General features: G+C 39.4%; 25 protein-coding genes. 8 read left to right on the top strand and 17 right to left on the bottom strand.

Features of this window, described 5'->3' with window-relative positions:
* The first annotated feature begins 218 nt into the window (after positions 1-218).
* From AC2SLT_RS11295 to AC2SLT_RS11280, 4 genes are all read left to right on the top strand, one after another.
* Positions 219-1,067, top strand: a complete 849-nt coding sequence (locus AC2SLT_RS11295; RefSeq protein ID WP_486547751.1) for an amino acid ABC transporter substrate-binding protein — start codon at positions 219-221, stop codon at positions 1,065-1,067.
* Complete coding sequence (locus AC2SLT_RS11290; protein ID WP_486547750.1) at positions 1,064-1,801, top strand: amino acid ABC transporter permease; 738 nt, start codon at positions 1,064-1,066, stop codon at positions 1,799-1,801. The genes AC2SLT_RS11295 and AC2SLT_RS11290 overlap by 4 nt, the downstream gene beginning before the upstream one ends.
* A gap of 40 nt (positions 1,802-1,841) precedes the next feature.
* Positions 1,842-2,585, top strand: a complete 744-nt coding sequence (locus tag AC2SLT_RS11285; RefSeq protein ID WP_486547749.1) for an amino acid ABC transporter ATP-binding protein — start codon at positions 1,842-1,844, stop codon at positions 2,583-2,585.
* A gap of 465 nt (positions 2,586-3,050) precedes the next feature.
* Complete coding sequence (locus AC2SLT_RS11280) at positions 3,051-4,472, top strand: aldehyde dehydrogenase family protein (protein ID WP_486547748.1); 1,422 nt, start codon at positions 3,051-3,053, stop codon at positions 4,470-4,472.
* Between the two features lie 220 nt (positions 4,473-4,692).
* On the opposite strand, the gene AC2SLT_RS11275 is transcribed toward AC2SLT_RS11280, so the two are convergent.
* From AC2SLT_RS11275 to uraD, 9 genes are all read right to left on the bottom strand, one after another.
* Positions 4,693-5,346 (bottom strand): anthranilate synthase component II, encoded by a 654-nt coding sequence (locus AC2SLT_RS11275; protein WP_486547747.1) that lies wholly within the window; start codon positions 5,344-5,346, stop codon positions 4,693-4,695.
* A gap of 165 nt (positions 5,347-5,511) precedes the next feature.
* Positions 5,512-6,921 (bottom strand): anthranilate synthase component I family protein, encoded by a 1,410-nt coding sequence (locus AC2SLT_RS11270; protein WP_486547746.1) that lies wholly within the window; start codon positions 6,919-6,921, stop codon positions 5,512-5,514.
* Positions 6,922-6,935: 14 nt separating this feature from the next.
* Positions 6,936-7,232, bottom strand: a complete 297-nt coding sequence (locus AC2SLT_RS11265) for a Trp family transcriptional regulator (protein ID WP_486547745.1) — start codon at positions 7,230-7,232, stop codon at positions 6,936-6,938.
* Between the two features lie 249 nt (positions 7,233-7,481).
* Positions 7,482-7,997 (bottom strand): ureidoglycolate lyase, encoded by a 516-nt coding sequence (locus AC2SLT_RS11260; protein WP_486547744.1) that lies wholly within the window; start codon positions 7,995-7,997, stop codon positions 7,482-7,484.
* Between the two features lie 72 nt (positions 7,998-8,069).
* On the bottom strand, positions 8,070-9,155 hold the full coding sequence (gene alc, locus AC2SLT_RS11255) for an allantoicase (RefSeq protein ID WP_486547743.1): 1,086 nt from the start codon (positions 9,153-9,155) through the stop codon (positions 8,070-8,072).
* Between the two features lie 121 nt (positions 9,156-9,276).
* On the bottom strand, positions 9,277-10,254 hold the full coding sequence (puuE, locus tag AC2SLT_RS11250; RefSeq protein WP_486547815.1) for an allantoinase PuuE: 978 nt from the start codon (positions 10,252-10,254) through the stop codon (positions 9,277-9,279).
* Between the two features lie 170 nt (positions 10,255-10,424).
* Positions 10,425-11,735 carry a urate hydroxylase PuuD gene (locus AC2SLT_RS11245; RefSeq protein ID WP_486547742.1) on the bottom strand — a complete coding sequence of 437 codons (1,311 nt, stop codon included), beginning with the start codon at positions 11,733-11,735 and terminating at the stop codon, positions 10,425-10,427.
* Positions 11,736-11,929: 194 nt separating this feature from the next.
* Positions 11,930-12,334, bottom strand: a complete 405-nt coding sequence (gene uraH, locus AC2SLT_RS11240; RefSeq protein ID WP_486547741.1) for a hydroxyisourate hydrolase — start codon at positions 12,332-12,334, stop codon at positions 11,930-11,932.
* 63 nt (positions 12,335-12,397) lie between these two features.
* Positions 12,398-12,910, bottom strand: a complete 513-nt coding sequence (gene uraD / locus AC2SLT_RS11235; RefSeq protein ID WP_486547740.1) for a 2-oxo-4-hydroxy-4-carboxy-5-ureidoimidazoline decarboxylase — start codon at positions 12,908-12,910, stop codon at positions 12,398-12,400.
* A 412-nt stretch (positions 12,911-13,322) separates the two neighbouring features.
* Between uraD and AC2SLT_RS11230 the strand changes: the two genes are divergently transcribed.
* Positions 13,323-13,967 carry a TetR family transcriptional regulator C-terminal domain-containing protein gene (locus AC2SLT_RS11230; RefSeq protein WP_486547739.1) on the top strand — a complete coding sequence of 215 codons (645 nt, stop codon included), beginning with the start codon at positions 13,323-13,325 and terminating at the stop codon, positions 13,965-13,967.
* A 1-nt stretch (position 13,968) separates the two neighbouring features.
* Here the strand turns inward: AC2SLT_RS11230 and AC2SLT_RS11225 are convergent, their stop codons facing one another.
* A complete protein-coding gene (locus AC2SLT_RS11225) occupies positions 13,969-15,375 on the bottom strand; it encodes a uracil-xanthine permease family protein (RefSeq protein ID WP_486547738.1) in 1,407 nt (468 codons plus the stop codon).
* Between the two features lie 311 nt (positions 15,376-15,686).
* Positions 15,687-17,960 carry an ornithine decarboxylase gene (locus AC2SLT_RS11220; protein WP_486547737.1) on the bottom strand — a complete coding sequence of 758 codons (2,274 nt, stop codon included), beginning with the start codon at positions 17,958-17,960 and terminating at the stop codon, positions 15,687-15,689.
* Between the two features lie 379 nt (positions 17,961-18,339).
* Here AC2SLT_RS11220 and AC2SLT_RS11215 point away from each other — a divergent pair, with 379 nt between their 5' ends.
* The 3 genes from AC2SLT_RS11215 to AC2SLT_RS11205 are packed head-to-tail and all read left to right on the top strand — an operon-like array spanning position 18,340 to position 20,584.
* A complete protein-coding gene (locus tag AC2SLT_RS11215) occupies positions 18,340-19,599 on the top strand; it encodes a DUF819 family protein (protein ID WP_486547736.1) in 1,260 nt (419 codons plus the stop codon).
* A 52-nt stretch (positions 19,600-19,651) separates the two neighbouring features.
* Positions 19,652-20,395 carry a M90 family metallopeptidase gene (locus tag AC2SLT_RS11210; protein ID WP_486547735.1) on the top strand — a complete coding sequence of 248 codons (744 nt, stop codon included), beginning with the start codon at positions 19,652-19,654 and terminating at the stop codon, positions 20,393-20,395.
* Positions 20,396-20,584 (top strand): hypothetical protein, encoded by a 189-nt coding sequence (locus AC2SLT_RS11205; protein ID WP_486547734.1) that lies wholly within the window; start codon positions 20,396-20,398, stop codon positions 20,582-20,584.
* Positions 20,585-20,680: 96 nt separating this feature from the next.
* On the opposite strand, the gene AC2SLT_RS11200 is transcribed toward AC2SLT_RS11205, so the two are convergent.
* From AC2SLT_RS11200 to AC2SLT_RS11175, 6 genes are all read right to left on the bottom strand, one after another.
* Positions 20,681-20,854 carry a DUF711 family protein gene (locus AC2SLT_RS11200; RefSeq protein WP_486547814.1) on the bottom strand — a complete coding sequence of 58 codons (174 nt, stop codon included), beginning with the start codon at positions 20,852-20,854 and terminating at the stop codon, positions 20,681-20,683.
* 11 nt (positions 20,855-20,865) lie between these two features.
* Complete coding sequence (locus AC2SLT_RS11195) at positions 20,866-21,579, bottom strand: aspartate/glutamate racemase family protein (RefSeq protein WP_486547733.1); 714 nt, start codon at positions 21,577-21,579, stop codon at positions 20,866-20,868.
* Positions 21,580-21,680: 101 nt separating this feature from the next.
* On the bottom strand, positions 21,681-22,367 hold the full coding sequence (locus AC2SLT_RS11190; RefSeq protein WP_486547732.1) for a LysE family translocator: 687 nt from the start codon (positions 22,365-22,367) through the stop codon (positions 21,681-21,683).
* A 117-nt stretch (positions 22,368-22,484) separates the two neighbouring features.
* A complete protein-coding gene (locus AC2SLT_RS11185; protein ID WP_486547731.1) occupies positions 22,485-23,354 on the bottom strand; it encodes an EamA family transporter in 870 nt (289 codons plus the stop codon).
* 195 nt (positions 23,355-23,549) lie between these two features.
* Positions 23,550-23,969: a hypothetical protein gene (locus AC2SLT_RS11180; RefSeq protein ID WP_486547730.1), complete on the bottom strand. Its 420-nt coding sequence runs from the start codon at positions 23,967-23,969 to the stop codon at positions 23,550-23,552.
* A gap of 30 nt (positions 23,970-23,999) precedes the next feature.
* A protein-coding gene (locus tag AC2SLT_RS11175; protein WP_486547055.1) for an IS3 family transposase occupies positions 24,000-25,165 on the bottom strand; the annotation gives its coding sequence in 2 pieces (ribosomal slippage) (positions 24,000-24,895 and positions 24,895-25,165; 1,167 coding nt in all).
* Positions 25,166-25,231 lie beyond the last annotated feature (66 nt).

Raw genomic sequence — 25,231 nt, 5'->3', positions numbered from 1 at the left:
ATCATTTAGATAGGTTTAAGTCATAGTTATACCATTTTGGAATAATCTAATCACTTGAAAACTTATTGTAGATGCCCATCAACTTCTTTCAGTATATTTTTTTACCATCTATAATCTGTTCAATTTTTTAACGTTAAAGCTTAGAACCTGTATTTCATTACTTATTTCATTACGTATTTCTTTACTTCAAACATTTTTTAACTTATTAAGGATTCATCATGACATTCAATTCATTAAAGACGCTATCCACGTTTAAGACGTTAACAATATTGATGGCTAGTACTGTATTGCTAGCCGCTTGTAACCAAACTCCTTCTGATGAAGCGAGCGCTACTGACGCTACAACTGAATCAGACTTGTTAACCCGTATCAATAATGGCGGTGTAATTAATGTGGGCACAGAAGGCACTTATCCTCCTTATACCTACCATGATGAACAAAACAAACTCACCGGTTATGACGTTGAAGTGACTCGTGCAGTGGCGGATAAACTGGGTGTCAAAGTTGACTTTAAAGAAACTCAGTGGGATGCCATGTTAGCAGGTTTAGATGCCAAACGTTTTGATATGGTGGCTAACCAAGTTAGCTTGACCACGCCAGAGCGTAAGGCTAAGTATGATAAAGCAGACGCGTATAGCTGGTCTGGGGCTGTTGTATTGGCACCGAAGTCAGACAATCGGTTTAACGCGTGGGAGTCCTTAAAAGGTGTTAAATCTGCTCAGTCTTTAAGCAGTAATTATGGTGAATTGGCTGAGAAATATGGTGCTGAGATTGTCCCTGTTGAAGGGATGGCACAGGCCATTGAGCTGGTTAAACAGGGACGTGCAGATGTTACCATTAATGACAATCTTGCGGTGCTTGATTATTTGAAGAAATTCCCTAATAGTGATTTAGAGATCAAACTTAAAGCGCCAAAAGAAGAGCAAACGGGATCAGGTCTTGTATTGTTAAAAGGCAACGATGAGGTCGTTCAAAAGTTAAATACAGCCATGCAAGAATTACATGAAGACGGTACCCTAACTCGCCTAAGTGAAGAGTTCTTTGGTGAGGATATCAGTAAACAATGATCTCAACTTTGCTAGAATTACTAAAAAATCTGCTCGCTGTGTTGCCGTTTATGTCACCTGAGCGGGCAGATATCGTTATTCATTCCTTTTGGCCGATGCTCAAAGGGGCTATCTATTACTCTATCCCTTTGGCCATTGCATCATTTGTGCTGGGAATGGCTATAGCCTTGGTAGTTGCCCTAATACGTGTGGTCCCAAGGCAAGCACTTTGGCATAAGATTGCCTATCGTTTGGCACGTGTCTATGTTTCTGCGATACGCGGTACACCGATGTTGGTGCAACTGTTTATTATTTTCTATGGATTACCCAGCATTGGGGTTAAGTTAGAACCTTTTCCTGCTGCAATTATCGCTTTCTCACTAAATATAGGTGCTTATGCGTCTGAAACAGTACGTGCCTCTATTTTATCTATCCCAAAAGGTCAGTGGGAAGCGGGGTCTACCGTCGGGCTCACCTACTTACAAACGTTCCGCCATGTGGTCTTACCGCAAGCACTACGTGTCTCCGTACCGCCACTGTCCAATACGTTTATTAGTTTGGTAAAAGACACTTCATTGGCCTCTTTAATTTTGGTTACCGAGATGTTTAAACAGGCTCAGATAATCACCGCACGTAACTATGAATTTATGCTGGTGTATACAGAAGCGGCATTGATCTACTGGGTAATTTGTCTGGCATTAAGTACCCTGCAAGGCCGATTAGAGACTCGCCTTGACCGCTATGTTGCAAAATAGTGCCTTATCCATTGACTATAGATGCTTCTAGGATAATTAAATGATTAAAATATCCAACATTCACAAAGCCTTTGGGGATAATGAAGTACTCAAAGGCATTGACTTAAATATAGAAAAGGGCAGTGTGGTGGTCATACTCGGACCTTCTGGCTCTGGGAAAACCACATTTTTAAGATGTCTCAATGCGCTTGAAGTACCAGAGAAGGGCGTTATTGAATTTACTGACGGCAGCTTAAACGTAGATTTTGAGGCTAAGCCATCGAAGCAGCTGATGCGCAAACTTCAAAAAAAATCTGGCATGGTCTTTCAATCGTATAATCTATTCCCACATAAGACAGCGTTAGAAAACCTCATGTTAGGGCCAGTGGTTGCTCAAGGTGAAGACAAACAAAAGACTCGGCAAAAGGCTCTAAAACTTCTTGATAAAGTAGGTCTATCAGACAAAGTAGATTTATACCCCTTTCAATTATCAGGTGGTCAACAACAGCGTGTGGGAATAGCACGAGCGCTTGCGATAGAGCCTGATTTATTGTTGTTTGATGAACCAACGTCTGCACTAGATCCTGAGCTGGTCAATGAGGTGTTAAAAACCATGCAACAGCTTGCAGCTGAAGGTTGGACGATGGTTGTTGTCACCCATGAAATTAATTTTGCTCGTAATGTCGCTGATGTGGTGATGTTAATGGAAGATGGGTATGTCGTCGAGGTCGGTCCTCCTGAGCAACTGTTTCAGCATTCTGAGCATCCTAGAACCAGAGCATTTTTACAGCGTATTAAGGTTTAGTGACTATGTCATTCATAAATTGAGTTATTTGACAGGGTGTACTATAGTAAAGTGTCATTATCAAATGATGTGGTTAAACCTCATTTGGTATGATCACGACAAGCAGACGATATGGATATCGTCTTAATAAATTAGATACATAGTTAGTTTGTTGAACATCACATTTCGAATACCAACACTCCAACTAAAATCTCAAGTTATCCGCCTAATTACCTCCAAAATTTATTTACAAATCTTTTAATAGCAGGGTAACTCTTACTTTTAAGCTCCTAAGCCATTAGGCTAAGTTATGTTTTTTAAAATTTTTTAACGTCAACTTGCAAATCTTTAATATACGTCCTTATCTCTTAAAGCTTATACTATTGTGTACCGGATATTACATTTTTCGGTTAAACGTTAAGATAAATTTATTAATAATATTTAAAAATTAGAACTAATTAATTAAAAAAAATAAGGATTTTTAATATGAAAGAGTATAAATTAGTTATTAATGGGAATTTAGTCGATACCACCGACTATTTTGATGTCATTAATCCAGCAGATAAGTCTGTAGTAGGCCGCGCGCCTAAAGCCACTGAAGATCAATTAAATGATGCAGTCGCTGCAGCTAATGCTGCTTTTCCGAGTTGGTCAGCACTTGAGTATTCTGAACGCCGCGAACTATTGCACAAAATTGCTGATGCGGTTGAGGAGAATGGTGAAGAGCTGCAAACCTTATTGACCAAAGAGCAAGGTAAACCTCTTAAAGGTTTTGGTAATTTAGGCGCAGGGTTTGAATTCGGTGGTACATTACAATGGATACGCACCACGGCAGATTTTGAATTACAGCCTGAAATTATTGAAGATAATGATACCTATAGAGTAGAGGTTCATCATAAACCATTAGGTGTTGTTGGCTCAATCACACCATGGAACTATCCTTTACTAATCAGTATCTGGCATATCATTCCCGCAATGTTAGCCGGAAATACTGTGGTCATGAAGCCATCAGAGATGACTCCTCTTACGATGCTACGCTTTGGAGAAATCGCTAATGATATCCTGCCACCTGGTGTGCTGAATATTGTTACTGGTGATGGCAAATTAGGTGCCATGATTTCATCTCATGAAGATATCCGCAAAATTGTTTTCACTGGATCAACTCCTACTGGTAAAGCCATCATGAAGAGTGCCGCCGGTAACTTAAAACGTCTTACCCTTGAGCTAGGCGGTAACGATGCCGGTATCGTGTTAGACGATGTGGATGTTGAAGAAATCGCTCCTAAGATTTTCGGTTCTGCATTTATCAACAACGGACAAACTTGTGCAGCTCTTAAACGCTTATACGTTCATGAAGCGGTACATGATGAGCTATGCGAAGCCCTTACTAAGATTGCAACCAGTATGAAAGTCGGTAATGGCTTAAATGAAGATACGGATCTTGGTCCACTTCAAAATGAGCAGCAATTTAATATCGTTAAAGATCTTGCTGAAGATGCTAAGAAAATTGGTGCTAATTTCTTATGCGGCGGTGAGGTAACGGATGAAAGCGGTTATTTCTATCCCCCAACGTTAGTCAATAATATTAAAGATGGTGCAAAACTGGTCGATATTGAACAGTTTGGTCCAATTCTGCCAATCATTAAGTTCAGTGATGTCGAAGAAGCCCTTGAAGGTGCAAATGGCCTTGAAATTGGCCTTGGCGGTTCTGTTTGGTCAAAAGATTTGGTTAAAGCCAATGAAGTCGCTGAGAAAATGGAATGTGGTACCGTTTGGATTAACAACCATGCTGCGGTATTACCGATAGCGCCTTTTGGGGGTGTTAAGCAGTCAGGTTTCGGTGTTGAATTTGGTGAAGAAGGGTTAGCTGAATACACTTCTGTTCACACGATTCATACTTATAAATAATTCATTCATGATTTGATGGCTTTATTTGTTGATCGTTTTAAATCATTGAATTGTTTTTAAATAAAAAAGGGTTAGTGCCTTTAGGCACTAACCCTTTTTTATTTTGCCTCAACCCCTGTCTAAATGATAAAGAAAGAGGAAAAAAGGTTAGTCAATCCAGAAAATTGTTAGGCATTAAAGCGTTATTTTTCTGTATGAGATATACGTTTTCTGCTTGTCATTACTTTTGCAGTAAAAAGTTTGCTAGCAATCTTTTAGCACCTTCAGTAGCAAAGGACTCTGGGTGGAATTGAACGCCTTGAATAGGGTAGTCTTTATGGCGCAATCCCATTATTTCGTCACCAGCTTTTGCTCGCTCACTTAAACTTAACGACTCATTATTGTCGTTTGCAACTACTGAAGTGACAACCATACACTCTGGCAGGGTTTCAGCTTTTACCATTAATGAATGATAACGCATTATCTCAATATCTTGTGGCAGACCATTATAAACACCTTGTTCATCATGACGAATAGGGGAGGTTTTACCGTGCATAGGCACGCCAGCACGTATCACATCGCCACCGAACACATGGGCAATACCTTGCATACCAAGGCAGACGCCAAGCAAGGGTATAGTTGGACCTAGCTCCCGAATAACCTCACTACATACCCCAAAGTATTTTGGATCATCAGGAGACCCAGGACCTGGTGAGATGATTATTCTATCGTAATTCTGAGATTTGACTTGTTCAAGCGAAACCTCATTATTACGCTTTACGGTTACCTTGACGATATTGTCATGATTGTTAATTTCAGTTTGCAGTATTTCACCGACATACTGGTACAAATTAAAGGTAAACGAGTCGTAGTTGTCAATTATTAGTACATTCATCTGTAAGGATTCCAAGGTTTTAAATTCATCAATAGCGCATGCTAAATATTTATCTCGCCTTCATTTAAAGAGAATCTAAATAAACGATCGTCTAAATAAATGTTGATATTCTGCCTATGTTTTGTGTTGACTATAAATTGAGTTAATCGATATCACTAATAGAGTTTACATAAAACTGTCTAATACTATTTTCATAGCTGAAAGCTTACGTTGAATTTCAAGGTATTCATCTTCCGGATTTGAGTCATAGACATTTCCCCCGCAAGTTTGAGCATAAGCATTGTCTTTATTAATAAACAGGCTACGAATAGGAATCGCAAATATACAATCACCGTTGAAATTAAAGGATCCTACCGCACCACCGTAAGCTCCGCGTCCATCTGGCTCAAGCTCATTAATAATCTTAATGGCCTCTATTTTAGGTGCGCCTGATAAAGTACCTGCTGGGAAATTACTTGCCAATGCCGTAAACATATCCTCATCAGGGTGTAATATACCCACAATTTCAGATGAGATATGCTGAACATGAGAATAGCGTTTGATGTCCATTAGATTGCGAACTTTGACCGTACCGAATCGAGCGACACGTCCGATATCATTGCGGTGTAAATCAACCAGCATATTGTGTTCAGCAATTTCTTTGGCATCATTTAACAATACACGTGCCAATTGGCGATCTTCAATCTCATCTTTGCCGCGCTTAGCGGTACCAGCCAATGGATACGTTTCCATCTCTCCCTGACGCAACCTAAACAATAATTCAGGGGAAGCTCCAATAATACGCTGAGCCCCAAATTTCATAAAATACATATGCGGCGAGGGATTAACCTGACGTAGTTTTTCGTAAATAGGAATATGATCACCAATAATTTTATACTTTGACTTAAAGCCAACCTCACATTGAAATATACGGCCTGAAATAATGTCTTCTTTTACCTTCATCACCGCTTTAGCATGCTCTTCACGACTCATACCATCGCCCAAAAATTCAACTTTGGTAGTCGAATAGGTAGGACATGGCGCCTGTAGTAAAGTCTTCACTTTTTCAATGCGATTATTTTGTAGTTCAGTCGGATAATAAAAATAGAAAATCTCACCTGTCATTTTGTCTAACGTTAATCCGTCTAAGTAGACGCCGAATTTAAAAGGCTCAAAATCATCACTGGTTTTGGCATTTAAAATGGGCTCAAAGAAATTTATACTGTCATAACCTAGATAACCAACCAAACCACCGGTTTGATCTCGGGCAATAACGTGTTGCGGGGTAATCTGACGTAACAATTGATAGGGGTTTTCTGTATGATATTCTTCACGATGACCGTTTCGATTGTTTGTGATCTTTAAAGTATGACGATCAGAAGCAGTTATCGTCATAGCAGGCGAAAAGCCAATGGCATGATGCCGAGAAATATGACTTTCTGCACCCAAAGATTCAAGAAGATAGCAGGTATCAAACTCTGCTTCGATACGCTTAAATAATTCAAAAAAATCAATATCTTCAGTGAGCTTAATTCGAATTGGTTTACTGGGTATTTCAATCATTTGTGGCTGCTTTGACGTTATAGGGTTGGTCATAACTATTTTCCGTTTTATTGGTGATTTGACTGGCGATGAGTGGCTAACATGTCATCTATAACTGCGTTATCCAATTGTTGTAACGCTTTTGCACCGCGAGAAACAGTGGCAATACCTACCCCTAATTGTTGGGATATAATACGTTGGGTGACGCCTTGCTTCAGTAAATCAAAAATTAGGATACGATTGGTAATATCAAGCTGTTCTTTATCAGTGAGCAGTGCCTTTAAAAGCGCATTTATTTCATCAGCGTCGTTCATTTGAGACAGATGATTAAGTAAGCTATGATAGGCATGAGTTTGTCTTGGCATAATCGTCATAAGAGTGAAGTTGTTAATTTAATGTTTCAGCATTCTAGTACAGTAGTACAGATAAGTAAACCGTTAATTTTTATTGACGTTATAAAAATAGTAGCGTTGGGAAGAGGCTAGAGAGTTGAAGTAAGGCACATATAGTCAAAGAACTTTAAAGTAGTTACAAGGCAACCGAGTGCAAGTACTATTGGAGTAGGCCTAACGAGGTTAACGCCGTGACTCTTTATAAGTTCGCCGACTATAGCATCATATAGTGATTTGTACTTGCCAGTCGCTGATGTCTAATTCATGACAGTTATTACCCTCACCGTTAATCCTATCGACGACCAGGAATGCACTGGTTTTATTTAAAGCCAATAGCGGGTGGTGCCACACGCCCGCATCATACTGAACACCTTGATCCGATCTAGCATAAAAAACAGACAGTTCATCAGCAGACTGTGGGGCTTTACCTTTAGGTGCTACGACAATGATATAGTCCTCTCCTTGCATGGAGAAAAATGCTTGCGTACCCAGTGGATGATACTCCATAACCGTTAATTGAATTGGATTGGCGCGAGGTTTAGCGATAAAGATACTCATACCCACCTCTCCACCATCGTGAGCAACCTGAGCAATAGCATGGTGACGAGTCGCAAAACCGTTATTTATTTCATAACAATTGTCGGCAGTCTTTTGATCCTCATCATAGGGTTCAATAACGGTACCAAAGGGTCTGAAGTTTTGCTTGGTTAAGGGTATGGGCTTTAGTACAGTTGTCATAGATACCACCTTAATCTATAAATGCCTTGTCTTATAAAAAGACTTCTTTTCAATCTTATAAAAAGCTAATCGCTATGACACAAATTTGCCAAATAGGCGTACGCGACTAATACCGCCATCTGGGAATATATTTACTCTGATATGAGTAATGGGTTTTTGTAGGTTTAAATTATCAAATAGGTGCACATTATCTGCAGACAATTTTTGAGGGTCAAGTAATGTCTCCCAAAACATACTTTGGGTAATTAAGGTATCTTTAGGCATGCCTGGGGCATAAACAGCTTGAATAGACACTTCATCTGGAAAATTGCCCTTAAAGTGACTGGTGTCAATTTCAACTGATTCAGCGATACCTGCATTACCCAGTCCAATAATACACCAGTCATTACCTGGCTCTCGACGACGACGCGTTTCCCAGCCTTCACCCATATTGGGAGCTTTATGAGGTAGTAGAAGATTATCTACAGATCCAAAATGTTCATCATTAGTCGCAATCGCTTTACCCCCATTGCGCGCTGCAACTAAATCAATAGTTGAGTCTGTAATTTCACTGGTATCTATCTGAACATATCCATAAACGCGCAAACGGGCAATGCCGCCATCTGGATAAATATTTAATTTTAAATGGGTAATAATATCGGTTGATTTAGGTTTATTTATATCAATGAACTCATGAGAGTTGCCTTGTAACGGAGTCATTCCGACAAAACTACGCCATCGTAGGCTTTCCCAGTCTTCTTGACTCATTGATGTAAGTGTATCGTCACTTTTATTCATAATCTCCGGCGCATAAATAGCATCGATACTCGCTGAAGGTGGATAATTGCCTGTAAAATGACTGGTATCAATATCTATACCAATTATCCTAGTTGGACGTGCTAATTGAATAATACAATAATCATTACCTAGTTTACGTTTACGACGGGTCTCCCATCCATCCATCCATTTACCATGGTCGTCAAATTTACCAACGATAAAAACAGGGGTATCATGTTTTAATAATCTCTCTTTTGGTGCAAAAAAATCATCCGTAGCATAGAGTACTTTTGCCCCAAGACGGCTGTCAGCGACATTGGTTTTATTAACAAAAACGGGAAGTTGATCAGGTAGATTATCAGGTAAAATAATTTGGCCTGGATGGATAGATTTTTGTGACATGGCATTATCCTATACTTTTATTGGTATCGTTATCGAAGTCGTTAGCTAATTTGATAGTAAAATTTTAAGAACAAGACTCAACTCTGCATTTAAGCTGTATTGGATATGAATCAACGATTGATTATAACCAGTTTGTTATATTTTGCTCAGTAACCGGATGATGGGTATACCAATGTTCAGCAATATCATTGCGGCGGCAGACCCAAACATCTGGTTTCTCACTGATATACTTTAAAAACTTTTTCAATGCCGCAATTCGACCCGCTCGACCAATCATACGACAATGCAGACCTATCGATAGCATCTTAGGAACTTGGCTGCCATGATTGTGCTGACCTTCTTTATACAGCGTATCAAAGCTGTCTTTAAGATAGTGATAAAATGAGTCAGCGTTTGTGTAACCCGGGCTTGAGGCGAATCTCATATCATTTGTTTCAAGAGAATAAGGGATAACCAAATGTGACTTTCTGATAACTTGATCGTCTTGCTGGACTTTAACACTGACCCAGTAGGGAAGTTCATCGGCATAGGAGTCACTATCATAGCTGTAGCCCCCTTGCTCAACCACCAGCTCACGAGTATTAATGCTATCGCGTCCCGTGTACCAGCCAGTAGGTTGATACCCTAGCATTTTTTTAAATATTTCAGTTGCTTGTTGAATATGCTCGCGTTCAGTCTCACGGTACATATTCTGGTAGGTAATCCAGCGTAGTCCGTGACTGGCTATCTCATGTCCATCATCTAAAATACGATCGATTATATGTGGGGTTCTAAGCGCTGCAGTAGCACAGACGAAAGTCGTTATAGGGTAGCCATATTCTTTAAAGGTATCCAGTACACGCCAAACACCAACACGGCTGCCATACTCAAAAGCAGACTCTATGGATTGATGACGGTTATCGAAGGCAGGTGTGCCTAGTATATCGGATAGGAATTTTTCTGATTGAGCATCGCCATGTATTACATTATTCTCAGCCCCTTCTTCAATATTTAAAACAAATTGTACGGCTATTTTTGCACCACCTGGCCATTTTGGATCAGGCGGATTACTGCCATAACCTTTTAAGTCGCGTAGATAGGTTGGAGTATCATTATCCATCAGAAACTCATTTTTAATATGTTTAAAGGGTTGTGAATTCATAAATAAAACCTATATTTGCAAAAGTCTAATCTTTCTCGATAGTATTAGCTTTAAGCAATAAAAAAATAAATTTAAGATTGATAAAAAGATTACTATGTTTATAAGATAAAAGTTATTTAAGAGCTATGCTATAGAGATGCCATATAACTTAGTAAGTATTGTCGTTCAGTGTCCGTCATATTAGTGATATTGCCTAAAGGCATATATTTAGTCTGAATTGCAGTGATTATTTTAGCTTTGTGCATTTTTAAATCTTCAGGAGTCTGAAGAACGATTCCTAATGGTGGCGCATTCATCCCAGCTTGAGTCGGTTTGACTGAATGACAAGAGGTGCAACGCTGATTAACTATCTGCATGATTTTAGCATCATGGTTTTGATTATCAGTAGCGCCATTAAGGCTGGATTCAGGTTCAATGCTTGAGGTAGTCGTTTCGTCTGTTGGATTTAACTCAGGAGAAGTTGAATCTTTAGAAGCGCTTGAGACAGAAGTAGTAGTTGAAGCCGCTTGCTGAACCTCTATTGGTTCAGGACGCATCCAAAATATAAGAATAAGGGTCAATAATGCTGGTATTACCAGATAACGTGGTTTTTTATGACCTAGATGTTTTTGGTTAAAATAGTGACGTACTATAGCAGTAATAATTGAGATATAAACCAATATCAACCACCCTGACTCATGGGCATACGTCATAGGATAATGGTTACTGATCATGATAAATATTAGGGGAAGGGTAAAGTAGTTATTCATTAAAGAACGGTTTTTTGCTTGTAGCGCCAATTGGGCAACCTCTTTACCAGGTTTTACACCTTCTTTTACGCATTCAACTAAAGCACGCTGTGCTGGCATAATACCAAAAAAGACATTACCCACCATAATGGTGCCTAAAATTGCACCCATATGAATATAGGCTGCCCGATCACTAAACAACTGGTAAGCTAACCAACTGTCCATCACCATCAGAATAAAAATGAGTACACTAAAAATAAATGCATTTTTACCAAAACGACTACGTACTATCGCTTCATAAATAAAATAATTACCAAACAAAAATAGTAGACTGGTTGCGATAGCGACCATGGAAGAGCTAAAGGCAACCTTACTCGGGTCAATAAGGTAGGCAGTTGCATTAAAATAATACACTACGGTTAGCATTGCCATACCGGTAAGCCATGTGGTGTATGCTTCCCACTTAAACCAATGCAGCTTCTTTGGCATCTCTTCTGGCTCAAGTTTATATTTGGCTATTTCATAAAAGCCACCACCATGCACTGCCCACAGATCACCAGAAATCCCTTTTTCTTGTTTCCACTTAGGCGGTTTTTGAAGGCTTAAATCTAACCAGACAAAATAAAATGAGGCACCAATCCATGCAACGCCTGCAATGACATGAAACCAACGAAAAAATAATTGTAGCCATTCTAATAAATACGCACCCATGTCATTTCTGTCCTGTACTTAATTTATGGTTATTATAATAAGCTAGATAATCTAAAATATCGTATACTTAATACCTATTACGGCTTGTTGAAAACTTTATGCAAACTATATTTGAACGACACTTTGAACGGTTTAACAACGATATAGCTTTAGCAATAATTTATGCTATTGAAAGCTTCGTCTAAGAGTGTCGTTTAAGAGCCTCGATAGGTACTATAACCGTGTGAACTTAATAACAATGGTATGTGATAATGGCTATTGTCAGTAATAACAAAATCAATCACAACTTGAGGATAGAATACCGTTGTATTTTGAGCATCGAAATAGGACTGGGTATCAAAGGTCAGCGTATACCGTCCTTTGCATAGCTCAATAACATCTGTATCGGCAGATATATCTTGGGCTTTCCAATCTTTATGTATAACACGCCCATCAATGTTAGTTATGGCTTCACCTAGATACTTTTTATTAATCTGACTATTGCCAGAGTCAATTTCACGTTCATTTTCATTAACCACACGGTGTAACGTTATATGAACACCACTAGCAGGTTTACCAAGATGAGTGTCTAAAATATGCGAGGATAGGGTAGCGGACATAGTGATTCTCTCATAATAATTTTATTTAATGGTTTAGGGCTAGAGAATTAGAGCTAAGTGGTACTAATCAACAATCAGCTTGCTTAATCGTAATCGGGTAATTTTATTTTGTTCATGCGCGCCGTTCACTAATTCTTGCTCCCGAGTATTAGGAAGCCGCTCATTTAATAGCGTCAGCATTTGAGCCGCTGTTTTTCCTGTGGCAAATACAATAAAAATAAACCCAAACTTTTCTAAGTAGGCTTGGTTGGCATCTGTTAGAGCTTTTAGAGTTTCATTGTCAGCATTATTAGCACCTGATTGCTCAAAAGCGGCGCTACTGGCTGTATTTTGGTACTTAGTTTTTAATGTTGATACGTCACCAATTTGGGGATGGCCAGCAAATGCTTGTAAGTAATCAGTCTCAGTCATCTGTTGCCAAATCGCATCGCTACATTCTAGTAATGATTCAATGGTTGTAAACGGGCGTTTAGCGCTTAAATTTTTAGCCCAATTTTCACTGGTACAACAGGTAAGAAGGTGGTTTACTGCCTCTGCATCAGGCATAGTATTAAATAGATGCCGTTGTATAGTCATAATATAATTAGATCCTGTGATTTTAGACCCTTAATTTAAGATCCTTTGATTTAAGATCCTTTGATTTAAGATCCTTTGATTTAAGATCCTTTGATTTTTAGATCTGGTTGTGTTTCATCCTATTATTTTTATTCTGGTCTATCTAAAATAGGGTAGAAATGTGATTAATTGAAAAAGTTGTCTATTTAGTCAACTATTATAACGTCCTTTTTATGATTCGCCTAATTGTGTATTTTTTAACGGTATGTGAACAGTTTTAGTGCGTATGATGCTAAATTAAATCATTTTTACCGTATTATTTGCACCATATTGAAACTTATTATTATTGAGTATCTTTTATAAGCAACAGTCCTTTGATTTAAAGTTCGTCTAAATTCTGAAAAATTAAATCAGACTTTTAATTGGAAAAAATATGAATGAAGTTATAGAAACAAATCCCTCTAATGCACGCACGCAGCCAACTATTCGTGCTGAAAACGAGAGTGCCATCCTTAAAGCCGCTGAAATAGCCTTTGTGCGTCAAGGCTTCAAGGGAGCGACTATGCAGTCTATTGCAGATTTGGCAGGACTACCCAAAGCCAATGTGCATTACTACTTTAAAAGTAAGAAAAACCTATACCTTGCTGTATTAACAAATATAATTAGTGACTGGAATAATGGTCTTGAAGACATAACAGAATACAGTGATCCAAAAGAGAGTATAGAAAAATTTGTACGCATCAAGCTCGATAGTGCATTTAAATACCCAAATCGGCACAAGTTATTTGCTATTGAAGTTATCAATGGAGCTCCTCATCTCCAAGACTTTATGAACAGTCACATGAAGGAGTGGGCGCAACAAAAATCTGATGTCATTAAACATTGGCATGATAATGGTAAAATAGCCATAAGTGATCCATTACAGCTATTTATCGTTATATGGTCAACTACCCAGCGTTACGCTGAGTTTGAAACTGAAATCTTAAAACTGTTTGGTAAGGAGCAATATGACGACAGTGACAAGCAGCGTGCGGCTGATTTTTTAGTGCCCTTTATATTACGAGGGTGTGGACTTTAAACTAAGCGTCATCTACACTCTTTCCATAATTGTTTGGAATGATTGTATCTAATAATATAGCCACCAAACCTGCTACGGTAACCGCAGACCCAAAGATGTTTTGTACCATTTTAGGCATTTCGGCTAATACTTCTGGCACAAATGCTATTCCTAAAGCCAAGCCTAAAGTCGTCGCTATAATAAGAATATTGCGATGGCTAAATTCAACGGATGCTAAAATACGAATACCGGCTGTGGCAACCGTTGCAAACATTAATAATGTAATACCGCCTACCACAGGCTTTGGCAATTGAGTAAATAAAGACCCAATAATAGGAAACATACCCATTAAAAATAGAATGCCACCGACATAAAGGCCAACATGACGGCTAGCTATGCCTGTCATCTGAATAACGCCATTATTCTGACTATAGGTGGTGTTAGGAAATGTATTAAACATACCCGCAATCATCGAATTCACTCCATCGCCTAACACGCCTCCTTTGATACGACTCTCATATAGCTCACCTTTAATAGGCTCTTTAGAAATTATCGAAGTAGCCGTTAAATCACCAGTCGTCTCTATAGTCGTAATCACATACATTAGTGCAATAGGAACAAATGCTTGCCAATCAAAGGAAAACCCATATTTAAAGGGTATGGGTAGAGTAAAGACAGAAGCTTCAGCAACTTTCGAAAATTCAATTTTTCCTAAGAATATAGAGAGAATAAGTCCTGCCATTAAAGCTATAAAAATAGCATTAGATCGTATATATTTATTTTTAAAAGTACTAACAATAATGACGATTAAGAGGACACTACCCCCAAGAGCAAGGTTTTTCAAACTGCCAAAGTCTTCAGCTTTGAATCCCCCTGCCAGATCGGTCAAACCAACTTTAGTGAGCGACAGACCTATTGTAACAATGACACAACCTGTCACTAAGGGGCTCATAAAAGATTTTAATTTAGTAATGAATTGACTAAGGAATATTTCTATAAAGGCCCCTACAAAAGTTATGCTAAAGATCACAGCTAACACTTCTTCTGAGCTACCACCCTTGCCTTTAACAATAAAACCTGCGGCCAATATAGCACTTAAGAACCCAAAGCTGGTGCCTTGTACAGACATAAGACCAGAGCCAACTGGACCAATTTTGCGAGACTGTATAAAAGTTGCGACCCCGGATACTATCAGAGACATGCTAATCAAATAAGGAATATGTTCACCGAGTCCTAATACACCTCCGATGACCAAAGTTGGAGTTATAATACCAACAAAACTTGCCAAAACATGTTGTAAAGCAGCGAGTGCGGCTCTGTCCGGTTTCGGTTTATCGTTTAGCTCATATAGTAAACGGTTGTTAAGTATATCCACAGATTCTATAGATTTATTTCCTGGGTCATTCTTAGAATTTGTTGGCATTGTCATATCTTGCATCCTTAATAAATATAGAAAGAGGGTTCTTATAATTGATTCATTGATTGGCGATATAGAGCATTAAACAATCTGAGTTAAATCTGACCAAATGGTCAACTATATTTATAATAATGCAAAATCAATGCCAAATTGAATAAGCAAAATAAAAAGTATCTTGCAGAATGATATAAGTGATAAGAATTCATGTATTGACTATAAAAATTAGAATCTGATGACATAGTTTAATTCAATTACTATTAATACAAAAAAAGGACAACCCAATGGATTGTCCTTTTTTAGTACAAACAAACGATTTAAACCAATTAAATATGCCCAAATGGCGATAATGCATCTTGTTTATTAAGGAAGACATCGGTATCTGAATCTGCATCAAGCTCTTTTGGATCTTTAAAGGGCTCAATGTCACCATTATCAGGTGACGAAATTGAGTCATCTTTTAATACGTAAGCCCACGCTTGTTTACGACCATTTTCATCATACTCCCAGTAGACTCCTTGAACTTCAGGCTCAAAGCCTGGCAAAGTATTCACCCCTTCTTCAAGGGCCAAGAAATAGTCTAATACTGGACCACCCCATACTTCACCCGGTACTATGCAGTAAACACCAGGAGGATAGGGTAGTGCGCCTTCCATTGCGATACGTCCTTTTATTTTCGAAAGCGGAACAAGCTCAATATCATTTCGGATAAACGCATTGTGGGCATCAAAAGCGCGCATGGCAAATTTTGGACGATATTCACGTTTGAACATTTGTTGCTGCAATAAATTCAGCTTATGTTTAGCATAGAAGTCATGCAGACGTTGACAAAGCTCATTGATACCTAAGCTACGATATTGCGGATAGGCTTTGGCCAAAGACGGCAAAACTTCACTGACGAGGCTATTAGATTTAATATGAGCTTCAAAGCGTACTATACGTGCCACTAGATGCTGAAATTTAGCCAATGTCTCAGCTGGTGTTAATAAGAATAAAATTGAGTTTAAATCTGCTTTTTCAGGGATAACTGAGCTTTCACGTAAATAATGTGCCAATAAAGGGGCAGGTACACCCGTCGCCTCGTACTCGCCCGTTTCCATATTGATACCGGGGGTGGTTAATAACAATTTACAGGGATCGATGAAATATTGATTATCAGCATATTGCTCAAAGTCATGCCAGCGCTCGCCTGCTTTAAATTCAAAAAAGCGTATATCGTTAGCAATCTGTTCCGTGTCATAATCCTGCCAAGGTTTACCATCAATAGTCGGTGGCACAAAAGGTTTAATCAAAGTACACGTATCCAGTAGCATTTTGCGCGCCTCGATACCACCTACGACACATTCATGCCACATACGTTGTCCCGCTTTGCCTTCATGCATTTTTGCATTCACATCTAAAGAGGCAAATAAAGGATAAAATGGGCTTGTAGACACATGCATCATAAACGAATTGTTAAACCGTTTATGATTAACATATCGAGACTGACCCCTAATATGATTGTCTTTTTTATGAATCTGAGACGCTTGTGAAAAACCAGCTTGTTGTTTATGAACTGATTGAGTGACGATAATACCTGGATCATCTGGAGTCAAATCAAGCAATAACGGTGAGCAATCGCGCATCATCGGAATAAACTGCTCGTAGCCGACCCAAGCACTATCAAATAGAATGTAATCGCAAAGATGACCAATTTTATCAACCACTTGACGCGCATTGTAAATTGTACCGTCATAAGTACCAAGCTGAATCACGGCTAAGCGAAAGGGACGTTTGGCATCGGCCTTTTCCGGTGCAACTTCGCGGATTCGGTCTCTAATCTCATCATCCTCAAAACAATGCGCAGAAATACCACCGATCAAACCGTAAGCATTACGATCGGTCTCTAAATAAACAGCGGTACCACCACTCATGGATAATGCACTTTGATAAACTGACTTGTGATTATTGCGATCAAATAACACCAAATCACCATGAGCCACTAGTGCCCCAATGGCTATTTTATTAGAAGAGGACGTGCCGTTTAATACAAAGTAAGTTTTATCCGCATTAAATACTTTAGCTGCGTGGGCTTGAGCTTGGTACGCTGGGCCTTCATGGATTAATAAATCACCTAAACCGACATCAGCGTTGCATGAGTCTGAGCGAAATAGATTCTCACCAAAATATAAAAAGAAACGGCGGCCAGAAGGATGACGACGGAAGAATTGACCGCCTTGATGACCAGGGCAGTCAAATGCTGCATTGCCATAGTCGGTATATTCTCGCAGAGCTTGGAAAAATGGAGGATCAAGCGTATCGATGTAATGCGCTGCAGCAGCGTTCACCAATTGGCCATTATAGTACTTTTGGTCATCTGCAAGCTCTAGAACGCCATACACATGTGGCAACCACTCATCAGGCACACTATCCCCATATTTAATCGCCACAAAAATGGGAATGGTAAACCCTAGATCTTCAATCTCCGCATGAGCAGTTGGCAAATCTGCCATAGTAACCACGATAGCGGCAATATTAGTAAAATCTGTCGCCTCCACCTCCGTCAGACGGTAGTTACAATTGAGTGCATATTCGATGCCTTCACTGACGGCTATTTTCATGTTACTTTCCTTAAATTTAACAATTGAATAAGCGATGGCTTATTTTTAATTGATGACCATTTTACGCTAAGTCGCTAACCGGTTCATGGGTTTGTGATACTTTTTACCAAGGATATACAGTTTACCGCTGTAATATGAAAAAATTGGACAAATTTAGCGGTTAAGGAATTGCTGCTAAAGAATAGCTGCTAAATAAGTGCTTCTAAAGAGACGACTAACGAATTTAGTTTTCTATATTGCGTCCAAATGACGCGTTATTTATACTGCAAAACTTTAACTATTGATAATGTACTTCAGTAAATTAGCGATTAATAAATTGACTCTCAGTATGCAACCCTTAATACGACTATAATTACTGCCGAAATGCCGGACTCATATTATGACTGATTTAACCAGCCTAGATCTTACACACTATGCTATTGAAAGCTTACCCTTAGCATTTGGTATTATCATGGCCATTATAGGGTTGGTGTTTTATACCCAAGGCCTCCCGGGAAAATTCTGGAGACGGTTTTATGCGGTACTACCCGGTATTGTACTTTGTTGTTTTATTCCCGCTATTTTGAATAGTTTGGGTGTATTTGCTGAAGGCGTTGGCTCACAAATTTATGGCTTTACCGCTACATATCTACTGCCCGCAAGCTTACTGCTTATGACCCTATCCATGGATGTTCCCAAGATTTTAGGCTTAGGATGGAAGGCTATTGCAATGTTTTTGGCAGCTAGTATCGCTATTATTATTAGTGGGCCAATTAGTCTTGGAATTGCCAAGTGGTTATCGCCAGAGATGTTTATGGATGATACCTTATGGCGTGGATTCTCAGCGGTTGCCGGCAGTTGGATCGGTGGGGCGGCCAACCAAGCGGCGATGAAAGAACTATTTGGGGTGAGTGATGATTTGTTTGGTATGATGATACTGGTTGACACTACCAATGCCTCAATATGGCTATTGGCTATTTTAGTCATGACAAAACACAGCACAAAGATAGATAGATTTCTAAAAGCGGATACGGACAGTATAGATAAAGTAGTGGCTGCAGTGGAAAGTTACGAGTATGAAAACGCCCGACCAGCCAACCTTAATGACTTAATGGTGATGTTTGGACTGTGCTTTGCGATGGTCGGTTTTGCTCACTTTATTGGAGGGCAAATCGCCGATTATTTTTCTCCTTACGCATGGGCGGTTCAGTATAGCTTTGCCAGTTCATTTTTTTGGATGGTGGTTATCATTACCTTAATAGGGGTGGGATTTTCATTTACTAAGATTCGACGCTTGGATCATATAGGTGCCTCAAAGATTGGGACGGTCTTTATTTTTGTACTCATTGCCGCTATCGGTATGCAGATTAACCTAAATGGCTTAGTATCGCAGTGGCGATTATTATTAATTGGGTTATTATGGATGAGTATTCATGTCGCGATTATATTTATGGTTGCCAGACTCATTCGGGCGCCCTTCTTCTTTTTAGCGGTCGGCTCCAACGCCAATACAGGCGGGGCATCATCAGCACCTATTGTAGCGACAGCCTTTCACCCATCTTTAGCACCAGTTGGTGTATTTCTAGGTATTTTAGGCTATGCAGTGGGTACAGTCGGGGGGTATGTTAGTACTCAGTTAATGCGACTGGTGGTTGGTTAAAGAAATCTCAGCTGAGACCACTTTATGACAGTGCAAGACAGGGTTTAAAATCATGTTTGATAAAATAAAAGAGTGGCGTGATCAACGTATTATTGATAACAGCCCCTATACGCAAGATGACTGGAATGCGATTGCCGACCAATTGCCTCTGCTCAATAGACTGACTAATGACCAACGAGCCCAGTTATTTGAACTGGCTACTTTATTCTTGAATGAGAAATCAATTCAAGGCGTGCAAGGTTTTGAAGTTGATGATGTTATGAAGCAGTCTATCGCTTTACAAGCTTGCATGCCCATTCTAAATCTTGGGCTTGAATGGTACAAAGGCTGGTCATCAATCATTGTGTATCCTCGCTCATATCATAGTGACAACATAACGACCGATGAGTTTGGCATTGTACATCAAAGCAAGCAACACCGTAGTGGGGAGGCATGGTTGCGAGGACCTGTTATTCTGTCGTGGCAAGATGCTAAGCATGCAGGTGTCCGTGATGGCAACAATGTGGTTATCCATGAATTTGTACATAAGCTAGATATGCTAAATGGCCGCGCTAACGGATTTCCGCCTATGCAATCAGGCATGAATCCTAGCGACTGGACTCAGATAATGCAAAATGGATTTGAGGATTTTCAGCGCTATCCCAAAGCAGGTATTAATAACTACGGCGCTACCAACCCTGCTGAATTTTTCGCCGTATTGAGCGAGGTATTCTTCGAGCGACCTGAGGTATTGCAAGACGCTTATCCAGATATTTTCGAGCTGATGGTCGAGTTTTTTGGACAGAATCCGCTATAAATGAATTCACTATTTAATGAACCCAAATTCGGGATAAGGGTTATTGTAGCCAATCCTGCTTTCAGCTATATCTCCTCGTCATGCGGGGCAGTGACTAAAGTTTGGAGCGTCTCTTGCCAACGTAGCCACTCCAAAACTAAGTCACTGCACCCGCCTGAACGAGCAGTATACCGCTTCTATCAGGGCTAAAACGCTCTCACGGTTATAGTTAAAGTTAGTGGATACGTTATTTAGGTTATTGACAGTTAGGTTACTTAGTTAGATCATTGACAGATAACTAAACCCTTAAGGTACTGCCATCACTGCACAATTACACAAGTCATCACTCTCAAACTGAGTCATCTCTCCAGCAGACAGATTGGGTATTAGAAACACCCGAACTGTCAGCGGTTTATTAAGTCTAAACGCCATTGTACCTGTATCTCGCATTAATGCCGAAAGTTTCTCGTTTAAAGGGATGCTTAACCTACCTATCCAAGCAAAAACTCAACCCCAGCATCCGCATGAATTTGTGTCGTATCAAAAACAGGGATAGGACTATCTTCAGGCTTAATGAGTAGTCCAATTTCAGTACAGCCTAAAATGACGCCTTGAGCGCCTTGCTTAGCCAAGTCATTTATTACCTTAATATAGTACTCACGAGATTCGGCTAATAACTGACCTTGGCACAGCTCGTTATAGATAATATCGTGGATGTTGTCTTGGGCTTTTAAATCTGGTACTAGGACTATTAACCCTTTATCTATTAGGCGTTGTTGATAAAAATGAGTTTCAGTTGACTCACTATGCATTGTAAACTTAGTTCCCAATAGTGCAATAGTATCTAAGCCATGAATTTTAATCGCCTTTGATGTAGTATCAGCAATATGAATCAACGGTAGATCGACTGCTAATTGCACTTGATCAGCAACTTTGTGCATGGTATTAGTAGCAATGAGTAACCCATCCACGCCAGCTCGCTTTAAGCCTAGTCCGCTTTCAATAAGTATGTCGGCTAGTCCGTTCCAGTCGTCTTTAGCTTGCAGGCCAGCGATAGGGGCAAAATCCAAACTGTGCAGGATAATATCAGCGGAATGCAGTCCGCCAAGCTCATCTTTAACACCTTGATTAATCAGTTGATAATACGTTTGCGTACTCTCCCAACTCATTCCACCAATGATACCCAACGTTTTTTGAGTTTTCATATTTTTATCCTGTTTAAATTATTCTCAGAGTTAAAGGCGTTATCATTAGGGTCTGTTGAACATTCAAAGTAATCCATTAACCTAACACGACATCTACTTCCCTAAATCCATAAAGCCACCGCGCAATATAAAGTCATTACCACTATGATGATATGAATCAGTTTCATTAACTTAGGATTGTGTACTAAACGTCGTAACCATTGCCCGCCAGCTGCCCATACGGCTATAGATAAAAAACTTATAATCATACATAAAATAATTAATGGCAAATTTGCCAACCATGCGTAATTTGAGCCCGTATTTGCTAATTTAATAAGTGCAATACTGGGTAGCATGACCGTCATTGTCCAAGTCTTTGGGTTTAACCATTGAAACAACGCCGCTTGCCAAAAAGTAAGGGGCAGTTCTCCAAACTTCTTTTTAATTTTTGCATCCGAATTTTCAGAAGCCTCAAGTCTCAAAGCCTCAGTGACCATCGCGCTAAAGTCACTAATCGCCATTTGATAGGTCAGCCATAATAGATATGCCGTACCTAATATTTTTATACCCAACATGAGGGTAGGGTGGTCAACGACAATAGCGGCCATCCCCCAATAGCTTAACCACGTCATCACGCCAGCACCAAACGTTATGCCTAATAAATGACCTCGACAGCCCCACAACCCTTTTTTAATTCCCCCATGCAATAGCATTAAGTTATTTGGCCCCGGCGTTATGGAGTTGATAAGTATAAATACGGCTAAAGCAAAAACACTGCCTTCCAATCCTGTCATCATATTGGTTAACATCGGTTATTAACGCTCCAAGTATGCTGGGAAATTAATAAATTTTATGTATTATCATTTAATAGTTATAGAAATATTTTAACGAAATTAGTCTAAATTTTATGGTTACTAACTTAGCTTTTATACCTTCCTTGAAAACCGAATCGTCAACAACGCCAATCCTAATAAAATAAATAACGAACCAATAATTTCAGTTTGAGATAGTATCTCGTCATATACCCACCAACCAAAAAACAGTCCGCCAATAGGGATAAGCAAGGTATAAGGAGTTACAACAGCAAGCCCATGCTTCGTAATGAGTCTTGCGAATATTGAGTAACAGATAATAGTAATAATAAAGGACTCAAATAATACCACCAACCAGCTTTTTAGGCTCGGCCACTGAACCAATATGGAAAAGTCCGTGGGGGTAAAGTGGGTGTACACCACAGCTAATACTAAAACAGGCAGAGGAATAAATAAGCTTGACCACGCCGTAAAGCTCACCACATCTTGTGGTTTGGATATTTTGATAATGACTTGGCTTAATGTCATAAAAGTAGAGGCCAATAGCACTAATAATAGACTTGCCAAGCTAAAATTATCTGATTTAAATAAGCAGACGACTAACAGTCCAATGAATGCTATAACAATGCCTACCGCTTGTTGTTTGGTTAAAGCTTCTTTAAATACAAAAATAGCGATTAAAATGGTTAAAAATGGACTGGTTTGCAATATCAATGACGACATTCCAGATGGCATACCATTAAATAATGCTAAAAACACCAACCCCCAGACACCAATACCCAGTATCAATCCGTATAAAGCCACATAGATCAAAGACACATCAGGTTTCTTTAAGAAAAATACTAATGGAATGCCTGTAAATAAGAACCTTAAGAAAATGAAAGTAAAGGGATGCATATCCTCAAGTCCCCAACGGATTACCATAAAGTTAGCACCCCAAATGACGACAATGGCGAGCAGTATTAGCTTTTCTTTAAGGGTCATATCCAGTCCATTTCCATTTATTTTTTAAACTCTAAAATCCATATAGTTGTCTTACTAAAAGGCAAAAGGCGGTTGAATAAAACAAGGCGGTTGAATAAAGACCTATTATGAAACGTACACGTTTAGATTGATTGTTAAGCAGACTTAACACCCTAACAGGTTTAAAGTAAATTAACTATGTTTACAATCACCGACCTACAACCACAAGGCAACCGCACAATAAACGACCATCAATACGATAATGGCATGCACTAATCGCATGGTTAGAGGCCTTTTAACCAGTCTTCTTAATTGCTGCCCTCCTGCTGACCAAAAGCTAATACAGGTTAAATTAATCGCCATACACATTATGAGTAGGGGCCAGTTATTCAATCCAAACTTTAATTGTCCCAATGGAACGGCTAATACATTGCTACTCAAAATAGCCAAAGTAGGGGCGACCATAGTCATCGTCCACGCCTTGGGATTTAACCACTGAAACAGCACAGCCTCCCAAAAGCTTATAGGTAACTCGCCAAAACGTTGCTTATTGGCGATATCTCCATCCTTGCTTTCTAACGCTAATCGCACTATCTCCGCAAAGTCGCTTTTGGCCATATTGACCCCTGCTGTCAAATCCGTACACCTAAACTTGGGAGATTTTAATCAGGCAGCTTGACGATAGAAATCCATCCAAACTTGTCTTGGCGATCTCATACCTAAACTCTGCTGAATCCTGACTTGATTGTAATCTAACTCAATATATTTCAAGATGCTGTTGATTGCTTCAAATCGAGTTTTATAATTATGATGATATACCAGCTCATTCTTTAAAACGCCCCAGAAGCTCTCTATTGGCGCATTGTCATAACAGTTACCTCTCGCACTCATAGATCCTTTAAAACCGTGTTTAGTGATCATTTTGCGATAATCATCGCTGCAATACTGACTACCTCTATCTGAATGCACAATAAGTCCTTGGCTAGGTCTTTTATCTTTGATTGCTTTATTTAAGGCCTTACAGACTAAATCAGTCTTCATGCGTTTATCGATAGCGTAGCCAACCAGTTCTTTGGTATACAAATCTTTAACGCCTGCCAAATAAAGCCAGCCCTCATCTGTCCAGATATAGGTGATATCACTGACCCAGACACAATTAGGACGATTAACGCCAAACTTCTGTTTAAGCAGGTTAGGATAAACACGCTTGTTATGCTCTGAGTCCGTTGTCACTTTAAAGCGCTTATGACGTCTACATTTGATACCATGTTCTTCTTTGATACTACGTACCATATACTTGCTGACATCGTGTCCTTGTTCATTTAGGTGAGCATGCAGACGCTCATAGCCATATCGTTCTTTGGTCTTCCTGTGCGCAGCTTTTACAAGCAGCTCACAGTGATTGCGATGTATTTGCTGAACACTGATGTCACGCTTTTTCCAGTCATAGTAGCTTGATGGTTTGATATCAAGGTTTTTGCACATGGCTGTGATACTAAATTCATATTTGTGATGGTCAATAAAGGCGTACCTTACTGATCGTGTTTGGCAAAGTACGCCGTAGCCTTTTTTAATATCTCTCGCTCTTCTTGTGCTATTTTTAGTTCACGCTTTAAACGCTTAATTTCTTCAAGGGCTGAAACAAGCTCTGGATCGTATTGCTTAGTACCTTTGAGTTTGCCTTGATTGGCTTTTCGTTGCCAATTGGCTAGTGTCTGCATTGGTAGCCCTAAATGCCTTGCTGTGGCACTGACATTGCCACCATTATTCTCTATTGCTTTGACCGCTTCTGCTTTAAATTCTTCACTGTATCTTTTAGCTTTCTTTGTCATGGTAAACTCCTAATTGTCTTCCTTAGTTTACCAAGTTTTTATCTACGGTTTTTTCAGCATAGCTCA

The sequence above is a fragment of the Psychrobacter sp. CX18 genome, from assembly GCF_057396215.1.
Note: the sequence above shows the minus strand (reverse complement) of the source record. Positions and strands in the feature narration are given on the sequence as shown.